A 23,432-nucleotide genomic window follows, 5' to 3' on the forward strand; every position below is an offset into this window, starting at 1 on the left:
GCACCATGGCGGACAGACCTGACACCCCCACAACGGAGGAAACCGTCGACGAGCCAACGGCACTCGGCGCCGAAGACACCGAGACGGCCGAGGCCGACCAGCACCGGACCGACGATGGCGACGACGCCGAAAGTCCATCCTCGGGCCGGCTCGCGCGGTGGCGCGAGTTTGCCCAGCGGCGGCGGCTGTCGCGCGTCGGGTCGGCGTTGATTGCCGGCGCCGCCATCGTTGTCGCGTTGGCGGGCTTGACTGGTTGGCTCGGATACCGGGCCTACCAGAGGCACGACGTCCAGGCGCGGCAGAACTTGTACGTCGCGACCGCGCGTCAGGGCGCGGTTAACCTCACCACGATCGATTACACCCAGGTCGACGCCGACGTGCAGCGAATCCTCGATTCGGCCACCGGCGCATTCCGGGACGAGTTCGAACAGCGGGCCAAGCCGTTCGAGGAGGTCGTCAAGGCTGCACAGTCGAAATCGGAAGGGACGGTTACCGATGCCGGACTGGAATCCCAGCGAGGCGACTCCGCGCAGGTTTTGGTGGCGGTCGCGGTGAAGTCGCGCACCGCCGGCGGCGAGGAGGCGCCCAGGGAGTGGCGCATGCGAATCGAGGTGCGATCGGTCGGCGATGACGCCAAGGTCTCCAACGTGGTGTTCGTGCCATGACGACACTGAAGGAGGACGTGAAAGTCGACACGGCCGGTGAATTGAAATCGGCAACCGAAGGCGCGCACCGGGAATCCGAACCCACCGAGTCGTCCGCCGAGGCACGGCCGAAGGCCGAGCGGCAAAAGCGTCGCATCGGTTGGTCGCGGGTGTTCGGCTACGGGATATTGCCCGGGCTGGCATTCGTATTGGCGCTCGGCGCGGGGTACCTCAAGTGGTCGGCGGGGGCAGCCGATGATCTCGCACTGGCGCGCGCCGAATCGGTGCAGGCCGCCCGCGACGACGCGGTCACGTTGTTGTCCTATCATGCCGACACGGTGGACAAGGACCTCGCCGCGGCACGCGAACGGCTGACCGGTGAGTTCAAGGACGCCTATGCCGAGCTGACGCGTCAAGTCGTCGTGCCCGGTGCAAAAGAGAAGAACATCTCATCGACCGCCAAAGTCACTGCAGCAGCTTCGGTTTCGGCCACCGCGAACCACGCCGTTGCCCTGGTGTACGTCGACCAGACGGTGACCATCGGTGCAGGCGCTCCCACCGACACCCAACCCGTCGTGCGGATGACCCTGGACAAAACCAACGGGCGATGGCTGGTCTCGCGCTTCGACCCGGTGTGAGCCGAGAAACCGTCATGCAAACATCCGTACGCCGTTGCGCCCGAGTCCTGCCCGTCGGCGTCGTGCTGTTGGGGGCGGCCACCTTGGCGGCCCCCGCCGCACGTGCCGACAACAAGCGGCTCAACAGCGCGGTGGTCTCGGCCGTCTATACCCTGCAGCACCAGGCGGGCTGCACGAACGACGTCGTCAGGAACAATGCGCTCACGCTTGCCGCCGAATGGCACGCCGAAGACATGATCAACAATCGGAACATCAACGGCGACACGGGCTCTGACGGTTCCACGCCGCAAGACCGGGCCAATGCCGCGGGCTTTCGCGGCAGGGCCGCCGAAACCGTGGCCATCAACCCGGCGATCGCGATCAGCAGCCTGGAGCTGGTCAACCAGTGGTATTACAACCCGGACGACATGGCGATCATCCGCGACTGCGCCAACAACACCATCGGGGTGTGGTCGGACAACAGCGTGGACCGCACCGTGGTGGTGGCGGTCTACGGCCAGCCGGACCCGCCGAAGCGGTAAGCGGCAGCAGAAAACGTTCGGTGGCAATGGCGCGAAACGGCTACCGAATTGCCGGCAGCGAACAGATGTGCCTAACCCGCGGCCTCGGCGGCCACCGTATTGAGCGCGGACACAACCGTTTCCGGATCGGATGTTGCGCCACGGTTGTAGGGCAGCTTGGACAACGCCGTGGCCATCGCGCACGTATTGGTCAAGGCGGCGAAAGTCAATCCGCCACCGATCGCGGCTGCCACCCATTTGAGCCTGGGGAGCGCGACACTGCCCAGCACGGAAGACAGCACGACCGACCCGGCGACCAGGCGCACCTGACGTTCGAGCTCCCAACGCTGGGTGCCGCGGTCGACGACGAAGCCTTGCTCTTCCCAGTCGATGATTCCGTTTTCCAGGACGCGCCCGCCGGTCAAACCGGCGTCCCGCAACAGCGTTTGGGCCTTGGTAGAGCGTTGTCCCGAACGGCATACCAAGACGACCTCCCGGTCCCGTTCCAGCAGTCGGGCGATCTGAGCAGCATGTCCGTCCACTACGTCGAGGGGCACGTTGTAGGACCCGGGTATGTGTGCCGTTTCGAACTCCGCGGGTGTCCGCACGTCGACTATGCGCGGAGCGGCGGAAGACTCGAGCCGCTTGCGCAGCTCAGCCGACGTGATGGCGTCGGCGGTCGGTGCGCTCATGTGATACCTCCCGTGGTGGGCGCATCCTCTAGCACTACCCGCTGTCGCGGTGAGAACCCGCCCTTTCAATCATGGTGAACCTGAGGTGATGTCGATCTTCTCCGCGTTGTCGTAGTCGTCGTCGATGAGCACGACACGGCGTTGATGCCGATCGAGCAGCGCCGCTGCGATCGACGCCCGGTAGCCGCTGGCGCAGTGGATCCACAGCTCGCGTTCTTGCGATATTTCGCCGAGGCGTTCCGGTAGTTCGTGCAACGCAATGTTGACCGCATCGCGCACGTGGCCGCGCTCGAATTCGTGCGGCTGACGGACGTCGAGGACGGTGACCGCGCCGTCGCCGAGCACATCGACGAGGTCCTCGAAAGACGCGACCCGGTAGCTGCGCAGCGCCGCCCCATCGGCCAGAGCGCGGATGTCGCCGGTGGCGCTGCCGGTGAGGCGATCGACGCCGATGCGGGCCAGCTCACGTTGGGCGTCGGCGACCTGCCGGACGTCCTCACCGATCAGGGTCAGCGGTGCGCCCCAGCTGTACAGCCATCCGAGGTAGTTGACGAAAGACCCGGACAGCTCGAAGCCGTAGCTGCCGCGGAGATGCCCGGCCGCGAACGCCGTGCGGTTCCGCAGGTCGACCACCCATTCGCCGGCGTCGATCCGGCGGTGAAGCTCTTGTGCGTCTACCGGTTTGAGCGGGGACAGGTCGGCCGGTTCGGGGCCCGCTTTGTTGATGGCGCCCATGTGTGCGTAGTAGGCGGGAAACGCCGAAAGCCCGGCCAGCAGCTCGTCGACGTACTGTTGTTCGTCCTGGGTCAGCGCCGGGTTGCTGCGGCGTTGTTCGCCGATGGTGGAGGCGTCCCCGTCGGCTGGCGTAGCCGAACAGAAACTGCCGAATCCGTGGGTGGGATAGATCGCGGTCGCCGAAGGCAGCTCGTCGGCGAGGCGCCGGACCGAATGGTATTGCAGCCGGGCCAGTTCCTCGGTGTGGTGGTCGCCGACCAGGTCCGTTCTGCCCGTGCTGCCGAAGAGCAGCGACCCGCCTGTGAAAACACCGACGGCGTCGCCGGACTCCTCGCGCAGCACATAGCTGACGTGGTGGTGGGTATGTCCGGGTGTGCGCAGCACTTCCAAATGGATTCCGCCGCTGTCGATCCGGTCGCCATCTTCGACCGCGTGCCGGTTGAAGTAGACGTCTTCCCCTGCGGGAACGACGTATTGGGCGCCGGTCGCGTCGGCCAGTGCCAGCCCGCCGGTCACGTAGTCGTTGTGGATGTGGGTCTCCAGCACGTGGGTGATGCGCAGGTCTTCGGTCAGCTCGAGCACCCGATCGATGTCTCGTTGCGGATCCACGGCGACGGCGACCGTGCCGTCGCTGATGAGATAACTGCGGTCGCCCAGTCCGGAGGTTTCGATGATCGTCACGTCCACCATCGTTTTCAACCTGTTGTCGGCGCGGCGGCGGCGTGCGCTGTTCTTCGGCTCTCGGCAATCGGCATATTTTCTGGTACCCCGAAAGCTGATTACGTGAGCACGGCGACGTGCGATGACTGCCGGGCGGAACGTCTGCCAAAAACCATGCTCACCGGGTCGGCGCAGCTGGGCGTGCGCAGGTATATCGGCCGCCGCGGCATCAACTGATTTCAACCACGGTGATTTTTGCGCCCGCCCGCGCCGCGTCTCAGCGCCGTGAGGCGGTCTGAGCGGGCGTCGCTATCCGCCGGTGAGCGATTCGTCGGCGATCTCGCAGACGCACACGTGGGCGCCGGGTCGCCACGGCCCGAACTGGGTACCGCGTCTGCGCTGCAGATGCTGCGCGTAGACCTTGTCGCGTTGAGCCCGCGAGAACGCGAAGTCCAGGTTGATGGGCAGCCCCGCCCAATCGACCTGGTCATTGACCGGTGCGTCGCCGTTTCCGCCGTACCGCAGCCGGCATTGCAGGGGGCAGCCGTTCTTGATGACCCGATCGGGTCCATCACACTCCCGAGCCACGACGACGTCACTCCTTCAGGTGCGCGACCTCTTGAGTGCATCGTGCGACGCGGAAGTTTCGGCGGCGGGTGTGCGGTGTTTCCGCTGTGTTACGGGTTCAGCGGCAGGTGGGCGCTAGTAGACGTCGCGGTGGTAGCGCTTGTCGGCGCTCAGCGATTGGACATAGTCCTTCGCCGCCTCCGGGTCGAGCCTGCCGAATTCGGCCGCGATCTCGCACAGCGCCCGGTCGACGTCCTTGGCCATCGGGTCGGCGGTGCCGCAAACGTACAGCTGGGCGCCGTCCTGCAGCCAGCTCCACAGCTCCGCTCCCCGGTTGCGCATCAGGTGCTGCACGTAGACCTTATGCTGCTGGTCCCGGGAGAAGGCCAGGTCCAGCTCGGTGAGGAACCCGTCGTCACGCATCTGCTCGAGTTCGTCGCGGTAGTAGAAGTCGGTGGCGGCGTGCTGCTCGCCGAAGAACAGCCAGTTGGGTCCGGTGTGGCCGAGCGCCCGCCGTTCCTGCAGGAAGCCGCGGAAGGGTGCGATACCCGTCCCGGGGCCGATCATGATCATCGGCGTGTCGGAGTCACTCGGGGGCCGGAAATTGCGGGAGGGCTGCAGATAGACGGCCACTCGGTCACCGGGGGAGCGGTCGGCAAGGTAGGTCGAGCACACTCCGCGGCGCGGCACGCCCTGGAAGTTGAAGCGCACCGGTGAGACCGTCAGGTGAACTTCTCCCGGGCACGCTTTGGGACTCGACGAAATCGAATACAGTCGCGGCTGAAGGCGTTTGAGCACCCGCAGCCACTCGTGTGCCGATGCTGACACCGGAAGCCTGGACAGCAGGTCGATGGACTGGCGCCCCCACGTCCAATCCGCCAGTGCGCGTTTGTTTTCCGGCTTCAGCAGCTCCGCGAGGGTCGAGTCACCCGTGCGCTCCTGCACGAACCGCACCATGTCCCGGCTGATGTGGGCGATCTCGATGCGCTCGGTGAGCGCGGAGCGCAACGACATCAGGCCGTGCTCGCCAACCTCGACCGGGGTCTGCCCGTTCAGTCCGGTGACCGACAGCCATTCGTCAACCAGCTCGTCGCTGTTGCGCGGCCACACACCGAGGGCGTCACCGGCCTCGTAGGTCACGGATCCCTCCGGCAAGTCGAACACCAAGTGCCGCACGTCTTTTGTCGACTCGGGCTGACTCAATACGGTGTTGCGGACCATGCCGGTGATCAGCGGATGCTTTTTGCTGTAGCCGTTCGGTGCCGGCGCTGTTGGCCGCGCTGGCACCGCAACAGCGGAAGTGCGGGCCACCGCCGCGCTTCCATCCCCGCCGACGGACGTGGGGTTGCGGGTCAGGGCGCCGATCACTTCGCTTATCCACTTCGCCGCGGGGTCGTCATAGTCGGGTTCGCAGTCCACCCGGTCGGCGATGCGGGTCGCGCCCAACTCGGCGAGGCGCGCGTCCAGTTTGCGTCCGTGACCGCAGAAGTCGTCGTAGTTGGAGTCGCCCAGCGCGAGCACGGCATAGCGGGTGCCGGTGAGTCGCGGCGCGCCGTCGGAGGTCAGTGCCCGCCAGAAGTTAACGCCGTTGTCGGGCGCTTCGCCGTCACCGGTGGTGCTGGTGACGAGCAACAACTCTCGGGTCGCCGCCAACTCGGCGAGCGGGAAGTCGTCCATGCTGTGCAGCGTGACGGGGAGTTCGGCGGCGCCCAACCGGGCGGCGATCTCGGCGGCGAGTTCCTCGGCGTTCCCGGTCTGCGACGCCCATAGCACCACGACGGGCGCGCGCTCGGCCGCGGGTTTGGCGTCCGCCGGCGCGGCGGGGGGTTGCTCAGCGGAGGGCAGCGGAGGCGATTGGGCGCCCTCGGGCCGCGCCGCCGGTTCGGGTCCGTCGATGCGGGAGAACAGTCCCGCCAGCAGGCCATCCACCCATAGCCGGGTGCTGGAATCGAATGGCGCATTCAGTGGCAGGGTCGGTACTCCGCCGGCGCTGCGGCCGGCGTCCGAGCGAAGCCCGGACAGCATGCCGGCCAGGTATGCGCGGCCGTCCCTGTTGAAGTCAGGCTTGGGTTGTGTTGCCACACCCAGCAATTCGCCGAGTGCGTCGACTTGTGACGCGCTGATTTCTCGTACCTCCGTGGGCGCGGATCGTGGCGTGTCGGTGGGCGCCGGTGCCTCGGTGAACGAAACATGTTGAGAGACGGCGACCTTGGTGAGCGTGACGGCGCACGCCTTGAATTCCGGCTGGTTCGAGATCGGATCGACGGCATCGTTGGTGACGGCATTGATCGACAGATATTCGCCGAAGGCGTCGTTCCAGTGGAAGGGCGCGAAGCAGCTCCCGGGCCGCACCCGGTCACTGACGACCGCGGGCAGCACGGCACGGCCCCGGCGGGAGGCGATTTCGATCTGATCATCGTCGACGATGTGCAGGCGGGCGGCGTCGTCCGGGTGGATCTCGACGAACGGTCCGGGATTGAGCTTGTTGAGTTTGGTGACCTTGCCGGTCTTGGTCATGGTGTGCCATTGGTGCGGCAGCCGACCGGTGTTGAGCAGGAACGGGTAGTCGTCGTCCGGCATTTCCTCGGGCAGCAGGTGCGGGCGGGCGAAGAACACCGCACGACCCGTCGGAGTCGGGAAGGCCAACCGGGGCACGCTGCCGTCCTCGCGGACCAACTGCGTCTGGCTGACACCGTCGTTGAGGTAACGGATCGGGTTGCGGTCGCCCCCGCCCTCCGGCGCGCACGGCCACTGCAGCGGGCCCTGACGCAGCCGCTCATAGCTGACGCCACGCAGGTCATAGCCGGTCTTCGGGTTGGAGAACCGCTTGATTTCTTCGAAGACTTCCTCGGCGGAGTTGTAGCTGAACGCTTCGGAAAATCCCATCTCGCAGGCGACCCGGGCGATGATCTGCCAGTCGGGCAGAGCGTGGCCGGGCGCCTGCGCCGCGGGCTGGAACAGCGTCATGTTCCGCTCGGAGTTGACCATGACCCCTTCGGACTCCGTCCACAGGGCCGCCGGCAACAGCACGTCGGCGTATTCGTTGGTCTCGGTCTCGAAGAACGCGTCCTGGGCCATCACCAAGTCGGCGCGTTCCAGTCCGGCCAGAACTGTCTTCCGATTGGCCACGGAGGCAACGGGATTGGTGCAGATAATCCAGCACGCCTTGATCTGCCCCTCGGCCATCCGGGAGAACATGTCGATGGTGCCGCTGCCCACCTCGGTGCGCAGCGTTCCCCGCGGTATGCCCCATAGGTTTTCGACGAACGCGCGGTCGTCCTCGGATGCCACCGAGCGCTGCCCCGGCAAACCCGGCCCCATATAACCCATCTCGCGACCGCCCATCGCGTTGGGTTGCCCCGTCAGGGAGAAGGGCCCACTGCCTGGCCGGCAGATGGCACCGGTGGCCAGGTGCAGGTTGCAGATGGCGTTGGTGTTCCAGGTGCCGTGGGTGCTCTGGTTGAGGCCCATCGTCCAGCAGCTCATGAAATTCGGGGCTTCGCCGATCATTTGAGCCGCTTTGCGGATGTCGTCTTCTGGAATCCCGGTGGCAGCGCTGACCATGTCGGGGGTGTACTGCGCCAGGAAACTGGGCATCACCTCCCAGCCTTCGGTGAATTCGCCGATGAAATCGGGGTCAGTGTGGCCGTTCTCGACCATCAGGTGTAGCAGCCCGTTGAGCAGTGCCAGGTCCGATCCCGGCGCGATCTGCAGGAACAAGTCCGCTTTGTCGGCGGTCGCGGTGCGGCGCGGGTCGACGACGATCAGCTTGGCGCCCGCCTTGACTCGGTCCATCATCCGCAGGAACAGGATCGGGTGGCAGTCGGCCATGTTGGCGCCGATGACGAAAAATACGTCCGCGCGCTCGAAGTCCTGGTATGACCCGGGTGGGCCGTCGGCGCCCAGCGAGAGCTTGTAACCAGAACCCGCGCTGGCCATGCACAGCCGCGAATTCGACTCGATCTGGTTGGTGCCGATGAAACCCTTGGTCAGCTTGTTCGCCAGGTACTGCGCCTCGATGGACATCTGGCCGGACACATACATCGCGAAGGCGTCCGGGCCGTGGTGATCGACGATCGTCCGTAACCGCTTCGCGCACTGGGAGATCGCCTGGTCCATGTCGACGGGCTCGAGTGGTTCGCCTCGATCGGCCCGCGCGTAGGCGGAGTTCAGCCGGCCCGGCGCGCCGAGCATGTCCGCGGTGGTGGCCCCTTTGGTGCAGAGCCGGCCGAAGTTGGCTGGATGTTGTTTGTTCCCAACCGACCTGGCGACGTGATCCCGCCCCGCTTTCGGATCGGTTGTGATCTGCAACACCATGCCGCAACCGACGCCGCAGTAAGCGCACATGGTGTTCACGGCGTTTTCAGGCGCCATGGACTCCCTGGCCACGCTTGCGTCCCTCCGTCGTGCGTACGGGTTAGCTCCGTATCGGGTGGGTTCATTGTCTAGCAGGCATGTTTCGGCATCGCTGCCCGAAATTTCCCCCGGTTTACTTCTTCCTCTCAACGGCCGACGCGCTGGTGTGAATTCGCCGGGGGAATGTGCGGCTCAAGGTTGCGTTAGCGCAGGTCATCGTTGACCGCAGGGCTCGCTCGAGGTTACTCAGAACGGCCCTCGAAGCGCTTCTTGGAACGGGGTTTTTGACCAAACCGACGGGACATTCACAGTCTTCGCTAAGCTCACCGCGTGCGTCAGCTCATTGTGATCTTTCTGGTTTTGCTGGCCTCCGGCTGCGGCGGGAAGCCGACCGCGCCCCCACAGGCCCGACCTGACACCTGCAAAGACTCCGACGGACCCACGGCCGAGACCGTGCGACGGGCCATCACCGCGGTTCCCATTGCCGTCCCCGGCACCATCTGGGTCGAGATCGGCAGGGGGCACACGCGAAACTGCCGGTTGTACTGGGTGCAGATCATCCCCACCATCGCCAGCGAATCAAGTCCGCAACAATTGCTCTTCTTCGACCACAACACGCCGCTCGGTAGCCCCACCCCGAACCCAAAGCCGTATATAACCGTGCTACCGCCCACGGATGACACGGTCACCGTTCAATACCAGTGGCAGAAGGGAAATGATCAGCTGTGCTGTCCCACCGGGATCGGAACGGTGAAGTTCCGGATCGGCCCAGATGGCAAGCTGCAAACCCTGGGCAAGGTTCCGAATCAATAACGTTCCGCGCCAATAACTTCCCTGCCGATCCGGGAGGCGCTCGCCGAGCAGCCCGTCAGCTCGTGACGGCCTCGGCCAGGTTCTCCGGGTGCAGCATCTCGACGTAACGCAGACGCTCCGGGATCCCGAAGCCGTCTACCAGCGTCTCGGCGTGCGGGCGCAGCGCGCGGCAACGGTCGTTGATGCCCCGGGTGACCGCCTTTGCGCGCTCGGTGGACAGGTAGCGGTGCTCGATGTACCAGGCCTTATCGTCCTCGATGACCGACAGGGCGTACAGGTCACATAGGATGCCGAGTAGTTCGCGAGCCTTCTCGTCGGGGCATGCCTCGATCCCGGCGACGAACGCCTCCAAGATAACTCGATCGATGTGCGCGCTGGCGGCATGCAACACGTGATCCTGCACCGAGTTGAACGCGTCGAATGCCGACATCTCTTTGGATTTGGCCTGCAGCCGGCGGGCCACCGATGCCAACAGATATTCTTCGCGGTCCTCGAACATCGTGATCTGCGTACCGCGGTTGAACAGGCTGCCCTCTTCCTCGTTGTCTTGCCGGGCATCGACGATTGTTTGGATAATCGCTTCTGCAGCAGTGCGTTTGACCACACGGTCGCCGACGGTGCTGGCGGCGAAGCGTACCCATTCGACCGGGCTCATGCTCTTGATGTCGTCGGCATAGGCCGTCAGCAGTTCCTTGGCCACCAATTGGGTCAGCACATGGTTGTCGCCCTCGAAGGTGGTGAAAACGTCGGTGTCGCCCCGCAGTCCGATCAGCCGGTTCTCGGCCATGTAGCCGGCGCCGCCGCACGCCTCGCGGGACTCCTGGATCGCCCGGCTCGCATGCCACGTGTTGGCGGCCTTCAGCCCGGCGGCACGCGCCTCGAGTTCACGCTGCTCGTCGGCGTCGGGTGCGTCCGCGCTCTGTACGTCATGACATTTGCCGACCAGCTCGTTCTGCGCGAACTGCAGCGCGTATGACTTCGCGATCAACGGAAACAGTCGCCGCTGGTGCACCAGGTAATCCATGATCAGCACCTCGGAGTCGTCATCGGGTGCCTTGAACTGCCTGCGCTGCAATGCATATCGGGTAGCGATATCCAGTGCCACCCGCCCGGCGGCGCCGGCGCTGCCGCCCACGGTGATCCGGCCGCGGACCAGGGTGCCCAGCATGGTGAAGAACCGGCGGTTCGGGTTGTCGATCGGCGAACTGTACGCGCCGTCTTCCGCGACGTCGCCGTATTTGTTCAGCAGGTTGACCCGTGGAACGCGGACGTGGTCGAACACAATGCGGCCGTTGTCGACGCCGGGCAGCCCGCCCTTGTATTCGCAGTCCGACGTGGTGACCCCGGGCAGGTCGTTGCCCTCCTCGTCGCGGATCGGGACTAGGACGCAGTGCACACCGTGATTGACCGGCTTGCCGTCCTCGGTGGTGATCAGTTGCGCGAAAACCGCTGCCATGGTTGCGGTTTCGGCGGCACCGCCGATGTAGTCCTTACGCGCCGACGGGGTGGGGGAGTCGATGACGAACTCTTGCGTTTCCGGGTCGTAGGTCGCGGTGGTCTCCAGCGACTGCACGTCGCTGCCGTGCCCGGTCTCGGTCATCGCGAAACAGCCGCGCAACTCCAGGTTGATGATCTTGGGCACGTACATCTCGTGGTGGCGCTCAGTGCCCAGGTTCTCCACGGCCCCGCCGAACAGCCCCCACTGCACGCCGGCCTTCACCATCAGCGACAGGTCCGACATCGCCAGCATCTCGATCATCGTGATCGCCGCGCCGACGTCGCCGGTGCCGCCGTGCTCTTTCTTGAAACTGTCGGCGGCCGCGCCGAACGCCGCCATGATCCTCATCTGCTCCGCCACCTTGGTGCGCGCGATCACGGTGTTCGGTGTGTAGTGCGGTCGGAACAGGTCCTCGGTGAGCGTGTCCCGCATCCGGTTTCTGACATCGCGCCAGCGCCCGTCCAGGGCGTTGCGCAGATACTCGGCAGTGCTAGTCGTTTCAGGCGCCATAAGCCGACAGTAATGGCCGGGTCGCGTCGCGGGAACAACGGCGACAGTTCATGTCGCGAAAGAGACTTCGGGACGGCCACCGACCCGGCGCCCGAAGTCAGCCCGTGGGTTGAGGGGCTTCCTGCGGCTGGCGCTCCGTGGACGGCTTGCGGCGCTCGCCGAGGCGCGACCGGAGCCGACAGAGCGCGAACACCGCCGCGATGACGCCGAACAGCAGGAGCATCCCCATGTCGAACACCCACCAGCCGCTGTAGTGGGTCCACGTCACGGCGTTGGCGGCCAGCGAGTCGACTCTGCGCAGATTCGCGGTGGACGCCGCGGCCGCGAAGCCCCATTGGGCAGGGACGAACCAGCTGATCTGCTGCAGGCCCAACACACTCACCAGCTGCACCAGGCTCCCGTTGAACAGCGCAGAGGCCAGGATCACCGGAACCACCAGCGGCAGCACCTCGCGCAGCGACTTTCCCAGCGACGACAGCGCGAGGCCGATGACCGCGGAGACGATCGCGGTGAGGGCCACGCTCACGTAGAGCTCGACCGTGGCGTTGTGCAGCAGCACGGCGCTGTTGTCCGGCTCGCCCTTGACCGCGATCACGATCGCGAACACGACGGCCGTCCAGATGGCCGCGGCCAGGCCGTACACGGTGACCTTGGCGGTCAGGTAGGCCGGTGCGGACAGCCCGACCTCCTGCTCGCGCCGGTAGACGCGGCGTTCGGACACCAACGCCCGGACGGTCAGCGCCGTGCCGATGATCACCGCGGCGACATTCAAGGCGGCCAGGATCTCGATGGCTTCGTGCGCGTTGGCGCTGTTCGGGTCGGGCCGCGTCAGGCCGGAGTCACCCGGGATCAGCAGCGCCAGCCCGGCCAACGCGAACGGCAGAATGGCCAGAAACGCCAAGTAGAGGCGATCGCCGAGAAGCAGGTGAACCTCGCGTCGGGCCAGCAGTTGGACCTGCCGGCTCCACGGCAGCCCGGGTGGCGGCGCACCGGGTGCCTCAACCTCCGGTGGGGTGGTCGGTGCCGCAGGCTGGGGCCGCGCCCGGTACGCACGGTGGGCTCCTTCGGGATCGGCCCCGACCTGCGCGAGCACCCTCGACCAGTCGGTGGTCCCCATGGCGGACTCGACCTGCAGCGGCGTTCCGAGATACGCCACTGTGCCCGCGGCGGTGAGCACCAGCACCTGGTCGCAGGCATTGACGTCGGTCAGCGAGTCGCGCGCCGAAATCGCGACCACGACGGCGCAGCCGATATCGGCCTGGTGCCGCAGGATCGCCATGACGTGACGTTGTTGGGCCGCATCCAGTCCGGCGGTGGGTTCGTCGACCACGAGCAGGCTCGGCCGGGTGACCAGCTCGACCGCCAGGGCGGCGGACCGGCGCACCTCCGGTGAGAGGTTGCGGATCCGGGTGTCCCGGTGCGGCGCCAGCCCGAGTTCGTCGAGAATCTGGCCGACCACGCGCTCGCGCTCCTCGGGCAAGGTGTCCGGTGGCAGCCGCAGTTCGGCGGCGTACTCGACGACTTGCGCGACGGTGAGCTGCCGGTGCAGGCGGTCGTCCCGCGACACCAGCCCGATGCGGGTGCGCATGGACTCCGGCTCGGCGCGGACATCATGACCGTCGACGGTGACGCGACCGGAGCTGGGTTCCCTGGTGCCGGCCAGCAGCGCGAGCAGCGCGGAATTGCGTGCGGCCGACGGCCCGATGACGGCGGTCACGGTGCCGGGCCGCACTGTGCACGAGATGCCTGACAGCATGTCGTGCCCGTCGACCGTCAACCCCAGCCGGTAGGCCGTCGCCCCGGTGGTGCGCCACGCGGTTCGCAGCGGCAGGCGAAAGGTGGAGTTGGCTTCCGCGGTGCGGAAGGAGGGGCGCTGGACGCGGAACTTGCTGGTCACCATGCGCTCGATCAGGCTAGGGCCCTTGTGCTGCTCGGGTTCCGCGGCGGGCGCGGTCATCGCTGGAAACGGCGGCTGGGCCACGGGCGACGTGGGCGGGGGAACCGCGCCGGGCGGCGGCGGAGGCAGCGGACCGGGCGGCACAGGCCGCGGCGCTGCGGCCGGCGGTACCGGCGCGACGACGGGCATGCGTCGGGTGGCGCTCTGGGTCGGTATCCGCGGGTTGGCCTCATTCGGACGACCTGGCTGTGGCGCGCCGCGCGGAGGCGCCTGCGGGGCATTCGGCGGGGGCTGCGCCGGGCCGCCGGGCGGGGGATGGCCGGGCGGTGCGGCCGAGGGCGCCGTTCGAAAGACCAGCCGCGGACCGCGCTGGGGATCCCCGATGGCGATCCCCAGGCCGTCGTGGATCTCCACGGTCGGCACCCGGGATCCGTTGACGAAGACGCCGCGGCGGCTCAGATCGATGGCCACCCAGTGCGTTCCCGTGAACCGTACGATCACGTCCACGCGTGGCGCCGGGGGCGGCTGCGGCGGATTGCCCAGACGCTCCAGCGGAATGTCACAGCCCGGGCCGTAGCCCACGATCACGTCGCGGCCCGGGGTGAAGACGTACCTCGTCGGCCCGGCCCATACCGTCAGCGAGGCCGGGAGGGCCGAAGCCTCGGTCGGCATGGCCGCCACCTTTCGTCACCGGTCAGCTCGATTTGGTTCGCCTTCAGGACTGCCTCGCCCTCGGGCGCCGGTCGCCGTGCTCGCTTAAGTGTCTACCCCCGCCCGAAGGCGACCACCAGCGTCGCGTCGCTCACACCGTGTTGCGGCGGCCCGCAGCGGAGGTGGCCAGCGAGGCGCTGTCCAGCAGACCGCGCAACACGTCGACCGCTTGCATCAGTACCTGGCGATCCGCGGAGTCGAGCAGCGCCAATTGCGGTTCGATCGCGGCGGCGCGGTCTGCCCGCACGGCGTTGAGCGTGCGCCTGCCCTCGGCCGTGATGCGGATGCGCACTGCACGCGCATCTCCCGGGTCGACCATCCGCGTGACCAGGCCCGCCTCCTCCAGTCGGCGCACCTGCGTTGTCATCGTCGGTTGCGAACAGTGATCGACGGCGGCCAGGTCACCGATCCGGGCTTCGCCGTGAGCTTCGATGGTGGCCAGCAGCCTGGCCTGCGCTGCGGGCAACGGCATTTGGATGCGCTGGGTGGCCATGCGGTTCAGCCGCGCGACCACGGCGAGCAGATCGGCTCCCAGTCCCTGCGCTCCCTCGAGGTTTGCGGCTTCGCCGACGTTGTCCATGTCTCCATGGTTGCATAGCTTTGCTAAGCGAGGCCAAAAATGCGGCGCGTGGCGCGCAAAACCCGTCTTCATCGGACACTCCTGCGCACGGCTGGCAGAATCGCCCAAGTGACCTTGCTGCGTTTCCGGCGATCTGGCGAAGGGGCGCTGCGGCCGAATGAGTTGGCACAGGCCGCGGTCATGGGGGCCCTCTGCGCGGCTATCGAGATCCTCGCCGCGGTAATCCCATTCGCTCAGGGGTTAGGCGTGCTGGGCACCGTGCCCATGGGATTGCTCGCCTACCGCTATCGACCGCGAGCGCTGGTGGCCGCGACGGTGGCCGGTGGGGTGGTCGCCTTTTTGATCGCCGGACTGGGCAGTCTGTTCATGCTCGTCGATTGCGCCTGGGTCGGCGGATTGTGCGGGATCGTCAAACGCAAAGGGCGCGGCTTGCCGACCGTCGCCGTGCTGTCGCTGGTCGCCGGGGTCCTTTGGGGCGCCGGATGGGTAGCGGTGCTGGCGGTGCTGAGCCGGCTGCGGCAATTGTTCTTCGACGTCATCACCGCCAACGCCAACGGAGTGGCCGCGTTTCTGAATTGGGTCCATCTGCACGGCGCCGGCGCCGGGCTGCAGCGATACGTCGCCGACGGCATCAAGCACTGGCCGTTGCTGATTTTCCCGTACATGGTCCTGTTGGTCGTCATCGTTTCGTTCATCAGCTGGTCGGCACTGTCCCGCCTGCTGGAGCGGATGCGCAAAATCCCTGACGTGCACAAGCTGGACACCTCCGATGATGCGCAGACGCGCGGCGGCCCGGTGGGGCCGGTGCCGGTGCGGCTGGACAAGGTGCGGTTCCGGTACCCCGGGGCCGAGCGGGACGCCCTGGGCGAGGTCAGTCTCGATGTCCGGCCCGGCGAACACATCGCGGTGACCGGCGCCAACGGTTCGGGGAAGACCACACTGATGCTGATTTTGGCCGGCCGGTCACCGACGGCCGGCAGGGTCGAGCGTCCGGGAACGGTGGGACTCGGCGAGATGGGCGGCACGGCGATCGTGCTGCAGCACCCCAAGAGCCAGGTGCTGGGTACCAGGGTCGCCGACGACGTGGTGTGGGGTTTGCCGCCGGATGCCGAGATCGATGTCGACCAACTGCTGCGCGAGGTCGGTCTCGAAGGGCTCGCCGAACGCGACACCGGAAGTTTGTCCGGCGGCGAACTGCAGCGCCTCGCGCTCGCGGCCGCGCTGGCGCGGGACCCGGCGCTGCTCATCGCCGACGAAGTCACCACCATGGTTGACCAGCAGGGTCGAGACGCCTTGCTGAGCGTGCTGTCCGGCCTCGCGAAACGGCACCAGACGACTTTGGTGCACATCACCCATTACGACAACGAGGCGGCATCCGCCGACCGCATCATCAACCTCAGTGACTCGCCGGACAACACCGTGACGACCGAAACCGCGACCGCGCCGGCCCAGGCCGCCGCCGTCGGTCCCGGTTCCAGCACCCCGGTGCTGGAACTCATCGACGTCAGCCACGAATACGCCAGTGGCACACCGTGGTCCAAGGTCGCCCTGCGCAACATCAGCTTCGTGGTGGAACAGGGCGACGGGGTGTTGATCCACGGTGGCAACGGCTCGGGTAAGTCGACGCTGGCATGGATCATGGCCGGCCTGACAACGCCGACGGGGGGCAGCTGCCTACTCGATGGCGAGCCCACCCACGAACGCGTGGGCGAGGTCGCGCTGTCGTTTCAGTCCGCCCGGCTGCAGCTGATGCGCGATCATGTCGACGCCGAAGTCGCATCCGCAGCGGGTTTTTCGCACCTCGACACCGACCGCGTGGCCGAGGCGCTGATGTCCGTCGGGCTGGACCCGGCGATGGGCAAGCGCCGCATCGATCAGCTCAGCGGCGGCCAGATGCGCCGCGTGGTGCTGGCCGGGCTGCTGGCGCGCTCCCCACGGGCGTTGGTGCTCGACGAGCCGCTGGCAGGATTGGACATCGGCAGCCAGCGCGGCCTGCTGCGGCTGCTGGAGAACCTGCGCAGGGAACGGGGTCTGACGGTGGTGGTGATCTCCCACGACATCGTCGGGCTGGAGGAGCTCTGCCCGCGAGCCCTGTTCCTGCGCGACGGAATGCTGGAAGCCGCGTCGACCGCTGCGGGGGGTATGCCGTGACCGCTCCCGCGGACACCAAGCCGGCACCAAGCCGCAACCGGCGTACGCATCGGCCGGTGGTGCTGTTGGTGCCGGTTCCCGGCACGTCGAAGATCCACGAGTTGTGGGCGGGCACCAAACTGCTCGTGGTGCTTGGTGTTTCGATCCTGCTGACCTTCTACCCGGGCTGGGCGACGGTCGGGCTGATGTTGGCCTTGCTGATCACCGCGGCCCGGCTCGCCCACATCCCGCGCGGCGCGCTGCCCTCGCCGCGGCGCTGGATATGGATCGCCCTGGCGGTGGGAGCCATAACCGCCGCACTGGGCGCCGGAAGTCCGGAGATCGCGGTAGCCGGGGTGCACATCGGACTGGGCGGAACGTTGCACTTCGTGCGGGTCACCGTGCTGTCGATCGTGTTGATCGGGCTGGGCGCGATGCTGTCATGGACCACCAATGTCGCCGAAATGGGGCCGGCGCTGGCGGCTTTGGGCCGACCGCTGCGCTGGCTACGGATCCCGAGCGACGAATGGGCCGTCGCCTTGGCGCTTGCGCTGCGTGCCTTCCCGATGTTGATCGAAGAATTCCAGGTGCTCTACGCCGCCCGGCGACTGCGCCCCAACCAGGAGCCCCGAAGCCGCAGAGCCCGCCGGCGCCAGCAGGCCCGGGACATGATCGACCTACTCACCGCGGCAATCGTTGTGACGTTGCGACGGGCCGACGAGATGGGCGACGCGATCACCGCCCGGGGCGGTATCGGCCAGCTGGCGGCCGCACCGGCACGACCGAAACTGGCGGACTGGGTGGCGCTCGGCATCACCACCGCGGCCGGCGCCCTCGGAGTCGTGCTCGACTCGATACTGCAATTCCACTAGGCAACTCGTCGTCCGGCTGCCCGAGCACATGACGATCGTCCCGAATCGGCGCGGCCGCTTCGTCGACGCTGACCGCCGCGCGTTACGGCCGCATCCGGTCGATCAGGTTGGACAACACGACAATGCTTTCACTGCGTTCGATGTCGGCGCTGGACCGGATCCGTTCCAGCGCCCTCTCCAAATGCTGCATGTCGCGGGCCAGCACATGCAGGATCGCATCGGGTGTGCCGGTGACGGTCGCGGCGCTGAACACCTCGGGGATGTCCACCCAGGCCGCTCGTAGCGCGTCGGGTGCGATTCGGCCGTGGCAGAACACCTGCACATAAGCCTCGGTGTTCCAGCCCAGCGCGTTGCGGTCGATGACCGTGGTGAAGCTCTTGATGACGCCGCTGTCCAGCATCCGATCGACGCGCCGTTTCACCGCCGGCGCCGACAAATTCACCTTCTCGCCGATCTCGGCGAAGGTGGCCCGCGCGTGCTCGGTCAGCTCGGCGAGGATCCGCTCGTCGGTCTCGTCCAAGCGGTCCATGACCCTCCTCCGCTGATGATCACAACAAATTTCCGTTTGCCGCACTATAACGCAATAAATCAGGCATAGACACGCAACCTACGGAGATTGATTAACAGATAGGCCGCAAATACCGTTAATTCATGACGGACCAGCATGTGGTGACGCCCCGCACCGGGAGGCGGTCGGCCGGACCCGCCACGCTCGCCCGCACGCCGAGCGTCCGCCGGTACGCGATGACGCCGCCGACTTTTTTCGCGGTGGAGTACGCGATCAACCCCTGGATGGACACCACCACACCCGTCGACGTCGCTCTCGCACAAGCGCAGTGGGAAAGCTTGCATGCCACCTACCTGCGGTTGGGCCATCAGGTGGATGTGATCGAGCCCGTGGCCGGGCTGCCGGACATGGTCTACGCCGCCAACGGCGGGTTCGTCGCGCACGATGTCGCGATCGTCGCCAGATTTCGGTTTGCCGAACGGGTCGGCGAATCGCGCGCCTACGCCCGGTGGATGTCGTCGCTGGGCTACCGGCCGATGTACACCCGCCACATCAACGAAGGGCAAGGCGACCTGCTCAAGGTCGGCGAGATCGTGCTGGCCGGCTGGGGATTTCGCACCGACCGGCGTGCGCACTCGGAAATCTCCGCGGCGCTGCGCGCGCCGGTGATCTCACTGGAGCTGGTGGACCCTCGCTTCTACCATCTCGACACCGCCCTGGCTGTTCTCGACGACCACACCATCGCGTTCTACCCGCCGGCATTCAGCGCCGCCGCCCAAGAGAAACTGGGCGCGCTCTTTCCGGATGCCATCATCACCGACACGGCCGATGCGTACGTGCTGGGCCTCAACGTGGTCTCCGATGGTCTGCACGTGGTGCTCCCATGCGCGGCAACGGGTTTCGCCGCTCAGCTGCGTCGAGCAGGTTTCGAGCCGATCGGCGTCGATTTGTCCGAGCTGCTCAAGGGCGGCGGTTCCGTCAAGTGCTGCACCTTGGAGGTATTCCCATGACGATTCTCGACGCGCAGCAGGTCATCGCCAATCGGATCGACGCCGCGATCAGGTTGGTGGAAAAGCGTGCGGCACACAATTATTCACCGCTTCCGGTGGTCGCGGCAAGCGCCGCAGGCGCGTGGATCACCGACATCGACGGCCGTCGCTACCTGGACTGCCTGTCCGCCTATTCCGCGGTGAACTTCGGTCACCGTAACCCGGAAATCACCGCCACCGCGCACGCGCAACTCGACACGGTGACATTGGTCAGCCGCGCGTTTCATTCCGACAAGCTCGGGCCATTCTGCGCCGCTCTTGCCTACCTGTGTGACAAGGACATGGTGCTCCCGATGAACTCCGGCGCCGAGGCCGTCGAAAGTGGTCTCAAAGTCGCCCGCAAATGGGGCGCAGACGTCAAAGGCGTCCCCGCGGAGCAGGCGAACATCATCGTGGCCGACAACAACTTCCACGGCCGCACAATCAGCATCGTCAGCTTCTCCTCGGATCCCGCGGCGCGAAATGGTTTCGGGCCCTTCACACCCGGTTTTCGCTCGGTGCCGTTCGGTGATGCCGCCGCACTGGCACAGGCGATCGACGGCAATACCGTCGCGGTGCTGCTGGAGCCGATCCAGGGTGAGGCCGGAATCATCGTCCCGCCCGACGACTACCTGCCGACGGTCCGAGCGCTGTGCAGCGAGCACAACGTGCTGATGATCGCCGACGAGATCCAGTCCGGCCTGGCCCGCACCGGTTACACGTTCGCCTGCGATCGGTGGCGGGTGGTTCCCGACGTCTACCTGCTGGGCAAGGCACTCGGTGGCGGAGTGGTTCCGCTGTCGGCGGTGGTGGCCGATCGCGACGTCCTGGGTGTGTTGCACCCAGGCGAACATGGCTCCACCTTCGGCGGCAACCCGCTGGCGGCCGCCGTCGGCACCACCGTGGTGTCGATCCTGGCGCGCGGCGAATTCCAGGCCCGCGCGACCGCGCTGGGCGCACATCTGCATCGGCGGCTGCGACAGCTGATCGGCCACGGTGTCCAGGAGGTGCGGGGCCTGGGTTTATGGGCCGGCGTCGACATCGATCCCTCGCTGGGCACCGGCAAGGAGATCAGCCTGCGCCTGGCCGACCGCGGCGTCTTGGTCAAAGACACCCATGATTCGACGTTGCGCTTCGCTCCGCCTTTGGTGGTGACGGCACAGGAGATCGACTGGGCGGTTGGCCAGCTTGCTGCGGTATTGCGGGAGGCTGCCTCATAATCAGCTGATCCGGCCACAGGAGGGGCGCTTGCCAGCCACGTCGATCAGCCTGAAAGAGCAAATGCTCCGGCGGCGCCCCGTGGTGGGTGCACACGTCGCACACGGGACCGCCGATCACCTCAAGCGCGGCATCGGGACCTTCCAGCTGACCATGTTCGGCGTCGGCTCGACCGTCGGCACCGGCATCTTCTTCGTCATGTCTGTAGCGGTGCCCGAGGCCGGGCCGGCAGTGATCGTCTCCTTTCTTCTCGCGGGGATCGCCGCCGGTCTCGCGGCCGTGTGCTACGCCGAATTGGCCTCGGCGGTGCCGGTTTCGGGGTCGTCGTATTCGTATGCGTACACCACTCTCGGTGAGGTCATGGCCGTGGGCGTGGCGGCGTGCCTGCTATTGGAATACGGGGTTGCCACCGCGGCGGTCGCGGTCAATTGGAGCGGCTACCTGAACAAGTTGCTCAGCAATGTGCTGGGATTCCAGCTGCCGCAAGCCCTATCGGCCGCGCCGTGGGATGCGCAGCCCGGCTATCTGAACATGCCGGCGGTCCTGCTGATCGTGATGTGCGCATTGTTGCTCATCCGGGGTGCCAGCGAGTCCGCCAGAGTCAACGCGATCATGGTGATGATCAAACTCGGCGTCCTCGTCGTCTTCGCCATCGTCGCCTTCACGGCGTTCGACGCGAGGCATTTTCATGACTTCGCGCCCTTCGGCATCTCGGGTATCGGTTCGGCCGCGGGCACCATCTTCTTCTCCTACATCGGCCTCGATGCCGTCTCCACCGCGGGCGACGAGGTGAAGGATCCACAACAGACCATGCCGCGCGCACTGATCGGCGCACTGCTGACCGTCACCGGCGTCTACGTCCTGGTCGCGGTGGCCGCGCTGGGCACCCAGCCCTGGCAGAACTTCGCCGGTCAGCAGGAAGCCGGGCTGGCCACGATTCTCGACAATGTCACGCACGGCGGCTGGGCCGGCACGATTCTGGCTGCCGGAGCGGTCATTTCGATCTTCAGCGTCACGCTCGTCACCATGTACGGGCTGACCCGCATCCTGTTCGCCATGAGCCGCGACGGACTGCTGCCCGCACGGTTCGCGACGCTGAACCCACGCACCATGACCCCGGTGCGCAACACGGTGATCGTCGCGATCGCAGCCTCGACTCTGGCGGCGTTCGTCCCGCTGCAGAAGCTCGCCGACATGGTGTCGATCGGCACGCTGACCGCGTTCGTCGTCGTCTCCATCGGAGTGATCGTCTTACGGGTGCGCCACCCCGACCTGCCACGGGGATTCAAAGTCCCGGGTTACCCCGTCACACCGATCCTTTCGGTGGCGGCCTGCGGCTACATCCTTGCCAGCCTGCACTGGTACACCTGGATCGCGTTCAGCGGCTGGGTGGTATTGGCGCTGATTTTCTATTTCGTCTGGGGCCGCCACCATAGCGCGCTCAACGACGACACGGACGCGCGAACGTCGGAAGATGCAAAATGACGAACCCTCACTGGCGCGCCGCGGCGCTATTGGCCGCCGATTGAGCCCGCCGCAACATCGTTGCGACATCGCCGCGGCCCAAGAACATTTCGTCGAAGTACGGCTTCAGGGCGTCGTACCCGGCGGCAAAGCCCGCACCGCCGGGGGCCGCGATGCGCGGACCGTTCAGCACCGCGAAGAACGGTGTGACGTCAACAGCCTTGGCGGCCCAGTACCGGAAGTAGACCGGTTGGGCCGATGACACCGCGGGGATGGCCGAGCCATCGCGGCCCAGGTACTCGTTGCCCTGCTTGCTGCCCATCCAGGTCAGCACCTGGCGCACGGCGTCGGGGTGCTTCGTCGCGGCATTACCCGCCGCGGCAATGCCGTTGGTGACGCTGACCCGGCCGGCCGGGCCGGCGGGCATCATCGCCACCCCCCAGTGGAAGCGGGCGTCGCGCGCCACCGGTGCCAGGTTGTAGGTGCCGGACTGGAACAGCGCCATCCTGCCGGAGAGGAATTGGTTGCGGGAGAAGTCGCCGTTGTCGTTGGTGTCGGCGGCCGGCGGCGCGACGTGATCACGGTTGATCAGGTCGACCAGATATTGAAAGGCCGTCACGGCGGCGGGATTGTCGAACGCGAACGTGTCGCCTCGCTGGAACACGCCACCGGCCGAGCCGATGTAGTTCAGGTAGATACCCTGCGGGTCGTTGGCCGCATTGTATGCCCACTGCCGCACCCGGGCGGCGTCGAAACGTGATGTGCCGCCGCGGTTTCCGTCGGCGTCCACGGTGAGCCGAGCCAGCAGGGGACGCAATGTGTCACCGCCGTCGGGGCTCCACCGCAAGGTGTTCAGCTGGGCGGCATCGACGCCGGCAGCGGCGAGAAGATCCGCGTTGTAGTACAACGCGATTCCCGCATCGGTCAGTTGCGGCACGCCCCACAACTTGCCGTTGCGGGTGAATTGCTCGACGACGGGCTGCTCCCAATCCGAGGCGGCCCCGGGCCCGAGCGCTGCGCCGATGTCGAGGAGCCGGCCGCTGTCGGCATACGCCGCGAGGTAGGCGTTGGACAGCCAGAAGATGTCGTCGGCGCTGCCGCCGGCCACGTCGGTGCGCAGGGTGTTGAAGTACGTCGAGTACGCCACCAAGTTCAGGTGCACTTCGATGTCGGGATGGGCGCGGCTGAAGGCCTCGAAGGATTGCCGGTACGCCGCGCCGATCTGGTCTCCCCAGATGCGCACCGTGACGACAGTCTTGCCGCCGTGGGGCCGGTCGGAGTAATCCAGCAGCACCGCGATCGCGGCCAGCAGCACCGCCACCAGGGCAATCGATCCCGCGACCAGCGTGGAGAATCGGGGCCGGGTCATGGTGCGCGCCCAGATTGCGGTGGGGGTTGTGAATCGGCGGAA

The 23,432-nt window shown here is 66.6% G+C and carries 18 protein-coding genes; 9 read left to right on the forward strand and 9 right to left on the reverse strand.

The genetic code is table 11. From position 1 onward, the window contains the following. The first annotated feature begins 5 nt into the window (after positions 1–5). Genes ACIUM1_RS24265 through ACIUM1_RS24275 form a run of 3 tightly spaced genes read left to right on the forward strand, consistent with a single transcriptional unit; the run spans position 6 to position 1,803 of the window. Positions 6–665: an Mce protein gene (locus ACIUM1_RS24265; RefSeq protein ID WP_406815026.1), complete on the forward strand. Its 660-nt coding sequence runs from the start codon at positions 6–8 to the stop codon at positions 663–665. Further along, complete coding sequence (locus ACIUM1_RS24270; protein WP_406815027.1) at positions 662–1,282, forward strand: hypothetical protein; 621 nt, start codon at positions 662–664, stop codon at positions 1,280–1,282. Before ACIUM1_RS24265 ends, ACIUM1_RS24270 begins: the two co-directional genes overlap by 4 nt. Positions 1,283–1,296: 14 nt before the next feature. Continuing rightward, complete coding sequence (locus tag ACIUM1_RS24275) at positions 1,297–1,803, forward strand: CAP domain-containing protein (RefSeq protein ID WP_406815028.1); 507 nt, start codon at positions 1,297–1,299, stop codon at positions 1,801–1,803. A gap of 71 nt (positions 1,804–1,874) precedes the next feature. Here the strand turns inward: ACIUM1_RS24275 and ACIUM1_RS24280 are convergent, their stop codons facing one another. The 4 genes from ACIUM1_RS24280 to ACIUM1_RS24295 form a co-directional block, all read right to left on the reverse strand. After that, positions 1,875–2,474 carry a rhodanese-like domain-containing protein gene (locus ACIUM1_RS24280; RefSeq protein ID WP_406815029.1) on the reverse strand — a complete coding sequence of 200 codons (600 nt, stop codon included), beginning with the start codon at positions 2,472–2,474 and terminating at the stop codon, positions 1,875–1,877. 69 nt (positions 2,475–2,543) lie between these two features. Next, a complete protein-coding gene (locus ACIUM1_RS24285; protein ID WP_406817843.1) occupies positions 2,544–3,896 on the reverse strand; it encodes a rhodanese-like domain-containing protein in 1,353 nt (450 codons plus the stop codon). 282 nt (positions 3,897–4,178) lie between these two features. Further along, positions 4,179–4,424 (reverse strand): hypothetical protein, encoded by a 246-nt coding sequence (locus ACIUM1_RS24290; protein WP_406817844.1) that lies wholly within the window; start codon positions 4,422–4,424, stop codon positions 4,179–4,181. Positions 4,425–4,571: 147 nt separating this feature from the next. Then, positions 4,572–8,810 (reverse strand): molybdopterin-dependent oxidoreductase, encoded by a 4,239-nt coding sequence (locus ACIUM1_RS24295; RefSeq protein WP_406817845.1) that lies wholly within the window; start codon positions 8,808–8,810, stop codon positions 4,572–4,574. A gap of 327 nt (positions 8,811–9,137) precedes the next feature. Here ACIUM1_RS24295 and ACIUM1_RS24300 point away from each other — a divergent pair, with 327 nt between their 5' ends. Continuing rightward, the gene (locus ACIUM1_RS24300) at positions 9,138–9,605 is read left to right on the forward strand and encodes an LppP/LprE family lipoprotein (protein ID WP_406817846.1); all 468 of its coding nucleotides are present in this window, start codon (positions 9,138–9,140) and stop codon (positions 9,603–9,605) included. 55 nt (positions 9,606–9,660) lie between these two features. On the opposite strand, the gene ACIUM1_RS24305 is transcribed toward ACIUM1_RS24300, so the two are convergent. The 3 genes from ACIUM1_RS24305 to ACIUM1_RS24315 form a co-directional block, all read right to left on the reverse strand. Then, positions 9,661–11,613 (reverse strand): acyl-CoA dehydrogenase, encoded by a 1,953-nt coding sequence (locus ACIUM1_RS24305; protein WP_406815030.1) that lies wholly within the window; start codon positions 11,611–11,613, stop codon positions 9,661–9,663. A gap of 97 nt (positions 11,614–11,710) precedes the next feature. Next, a complete protein-coding gene (locus tag ACIUM1_RS24310) occupies positions 11,711–14,182 on the reverse strand; it encodes an ATP-binding cassette domain-containing protein (RefSeq protein ID WP_406815031.1) in 2,472 nt (823 codons plus the stop codon). Positions 14,183–14,312: 130 nt separating this feature from the next. Continuing rightward, entirely contained in the window at positions 14,313–14,801 is a 489-nt protein-coding gene (locus ACIUM1_RS24315; RefSeq protein WP_406815032.1) for a MarR family winged helix-turn-helix transcriptional regulator, read from the reverse strand. A gap of 108 nt (positions 14,802–14,909) precedes the next feature. Between ACIUM1_RS24315 and ACIUM1_RS24320 the strand changes: the two genes are divergently transcribed. Together ACIUM1_RS24320 and ACIUM1_RS24325 are read left to right on the forward strand one after the other, a co-directional pair. Beyond that, positions 14,910–16,952, forward strand: a complete 2,043-nt coding sequence (locus ACIUM1_RS24320; protein ID WP_406815033.1) for an ATP-binding cassette domain-containing protein — start codon at positions 14,910–14,912, stop codon at positions 16,950–16,952. Beyond that, positions 16,949–17,803: a CbiQ family ECF transporter T component gene (locus ACIUM1_RS24325; protein WP_406815034.1), complete on the forward strand. Its 855-nt coding sequence runs from the start codon at positions 16,949–16,951 to the stop codon at positions 17,801–17,803. The genes ACIUM1_RS24320 and ACIUM1_RS24325 overlap by 4 nt, the downstream gene beginning before the upstream one ends. Before the next feature lie 82 nt (positions 17,804–17,885). On the opposite strand, the gene ACIUM1_RS24330 is transcribed toward ACIUM1_RS24325, so the two are convergent. Continuing rightward, positions 17,886–18,332 carry an Lrp/AsnC family transcriptional regulator gene (locus ACIUM1_RS24330; protein ID WP_406815035.1) on the reverse strand — a complete coding sequence of 149 codons (447 nt, stop codon included), beginning with the start codon at positions 18,330–18,332 and terminating at the stop codon, positions 17,886–17,888. Between the two features lie 122 nt (positions 18,333–18,454). Between ACIUM1_RS24330 and ddaH the strand changes: the two genes are divergently transcribed. The 3 genes from ddaH to ACIUM1_RS24345 are packed head-to-tail and all read left to right on the forward strand — an operon-like array spanning position 18,455 to position 22,042. Then, positions 18,455–19,321, forward strand: coding sequence for a dimethylargininase (gene ddaH / locus ACIUM1_RS24335; protein WP_406815036.1), 867 nt, complete (start codon positions 18,455–18,457; stop codon positions 19,319–19,321). Next, complete coding sequence (gene rocD, locus ACIUM1_RS24340; RefSeq protein WP_406815037.1) at positions 19,318–20,559, forward strand: ornithine--oxo-acid transaminase; 1,242 nt, start codon at positions 19,318–19,320, stop codon at positions 20,557–20,559. Before ddaH ends, rocD begins: the two co-directional genes overlap by 4 nt. Positions 20,560–20,587: 28 nt before the next feature. Further along, positions 20,588–22,042, forward strand: coding sequence for an amino acid permease (locus ACIUM1_RS24345; RefSeq protein WP_406815038.1), 1,455 nt, complete (start codon positions 20,588–20,590; stop codon positions 22,040–22,042). A 7-nt stretch (positions 22,043–22,049) separates the two neighbouring features. Here ACIUM1_RS24345 and ACIUM1_RS24350 read toward each other — a convergent pair whose 3' ends face one another. Continuing rightward, the gene (locus ACIUM1_RS24350) at positions 22,050–23,390 is read right to left on the reverse strand and encodes an ABC transporter substrate-binding protein (RefSeq protein ID WP_406815039.1); all 1,341 of its coding nucleotides are present in this window, start codon (positions 23,388–23,390) and stop codon (positions 22,050–22,052) included. Positions 23,391–23,432 lie beyond the last annotated feature (42 nt).

The sequence above is a fragment of the Mycobacterium sp. M23085 genome, from assembly GCF_045343915.1.
Classification (GTDB): Bacteria; Actinomycetota; Actinomycetes; order Mycobacteriales; family Mycobacteriaceae; genus Mycobacterium.

Bases quoted from the DNA above. Each gene is read 5' to 3' on its own strand.
- ddaH (WP_406815036.1), top strand. From the start codon at position 18,455: ATGACGGACCAGCATGTGGTGACGCCCCGCACCGGGAGGCGGTCGGCC.
- ACIUM1_RS24280 (WP_406815029.1), bottom strand. From the start codon at position 2,474: ATGAGCGCACCGACCGCCGACGCCATCACGTCGGCTGAGCTGCGCAAG.
- ACIUM1_RS24275 (WP_406815028.1), top strand. From the start codon at position 1,297: ATGCAAACATCCGTACGCCGTTGCGCCCGAGTCCTGCCCGTCGGCGTC.
- ACIUM1_RS24330 (WP_406815035.1), bottom strand. From the start codon at position 18,332: ATGGACCGCTTGGACGAGACCGACGAGCGGATCCTCGCCGAGCTGACC.
- ACIUM1_RS24310 (WP_406815031.1), bottom strand. From the start codon at position 14,182: ATGCCGACCGAGGCTTCGGCCCTCCCGGCCTCGCTGACGGTATGGGCC.
- ACIUM1_RS24350 (WP_406815039.1), bottom strand. From the start codon at position 23,390: ATGACCCGGCCCCGATTCTCCACGCTGGTCGCGGGATCGATTGCCCTG.
- ACIUM1_RS24315 (WP_406815032.1), bottom strand. From the start codon at position 14,801: ATGGACAACGTCGGCGAAGCCGCAAACCTCGAGGGAGCGCAGGGACTG.
- ACIUM1_RS24295 (WP_406817845.1), bottom strand. From the start codon at position 8,810: ATGGCGCCTGAAAACGCCGTGAACACCATGTGCGCTTACTGCGGCGTC.
- ACIUM1_RS24305 (WP_406815030.1), bottom strand. From the start codon at position 11,613: ATGGCGCCTGAAACGACTAGCACTGCCGAGTATCTGCGCAACGCCCTG.
- rocD (WP_406815037.1), top strand. From the start codon at position 19,318: ATGACGATTCTCGACGCGCAGCAGGTCATCGCCAATCGGATCGACGCC.
- ACIUM1_RS24270 (WP_406815027.1), top strand. From the start codon at position 662: ATGACGACACTGAAGGAGGACGTGAAAGTCGACACGGCCGGTGAATTG.
- ACIUM1_RS24265 (WP_406815026.1), top strand. From the start codon at position 6: ATGGCGGACAGACCTGACACCCCCACAACGGAGGAAACCGTCGACGAG.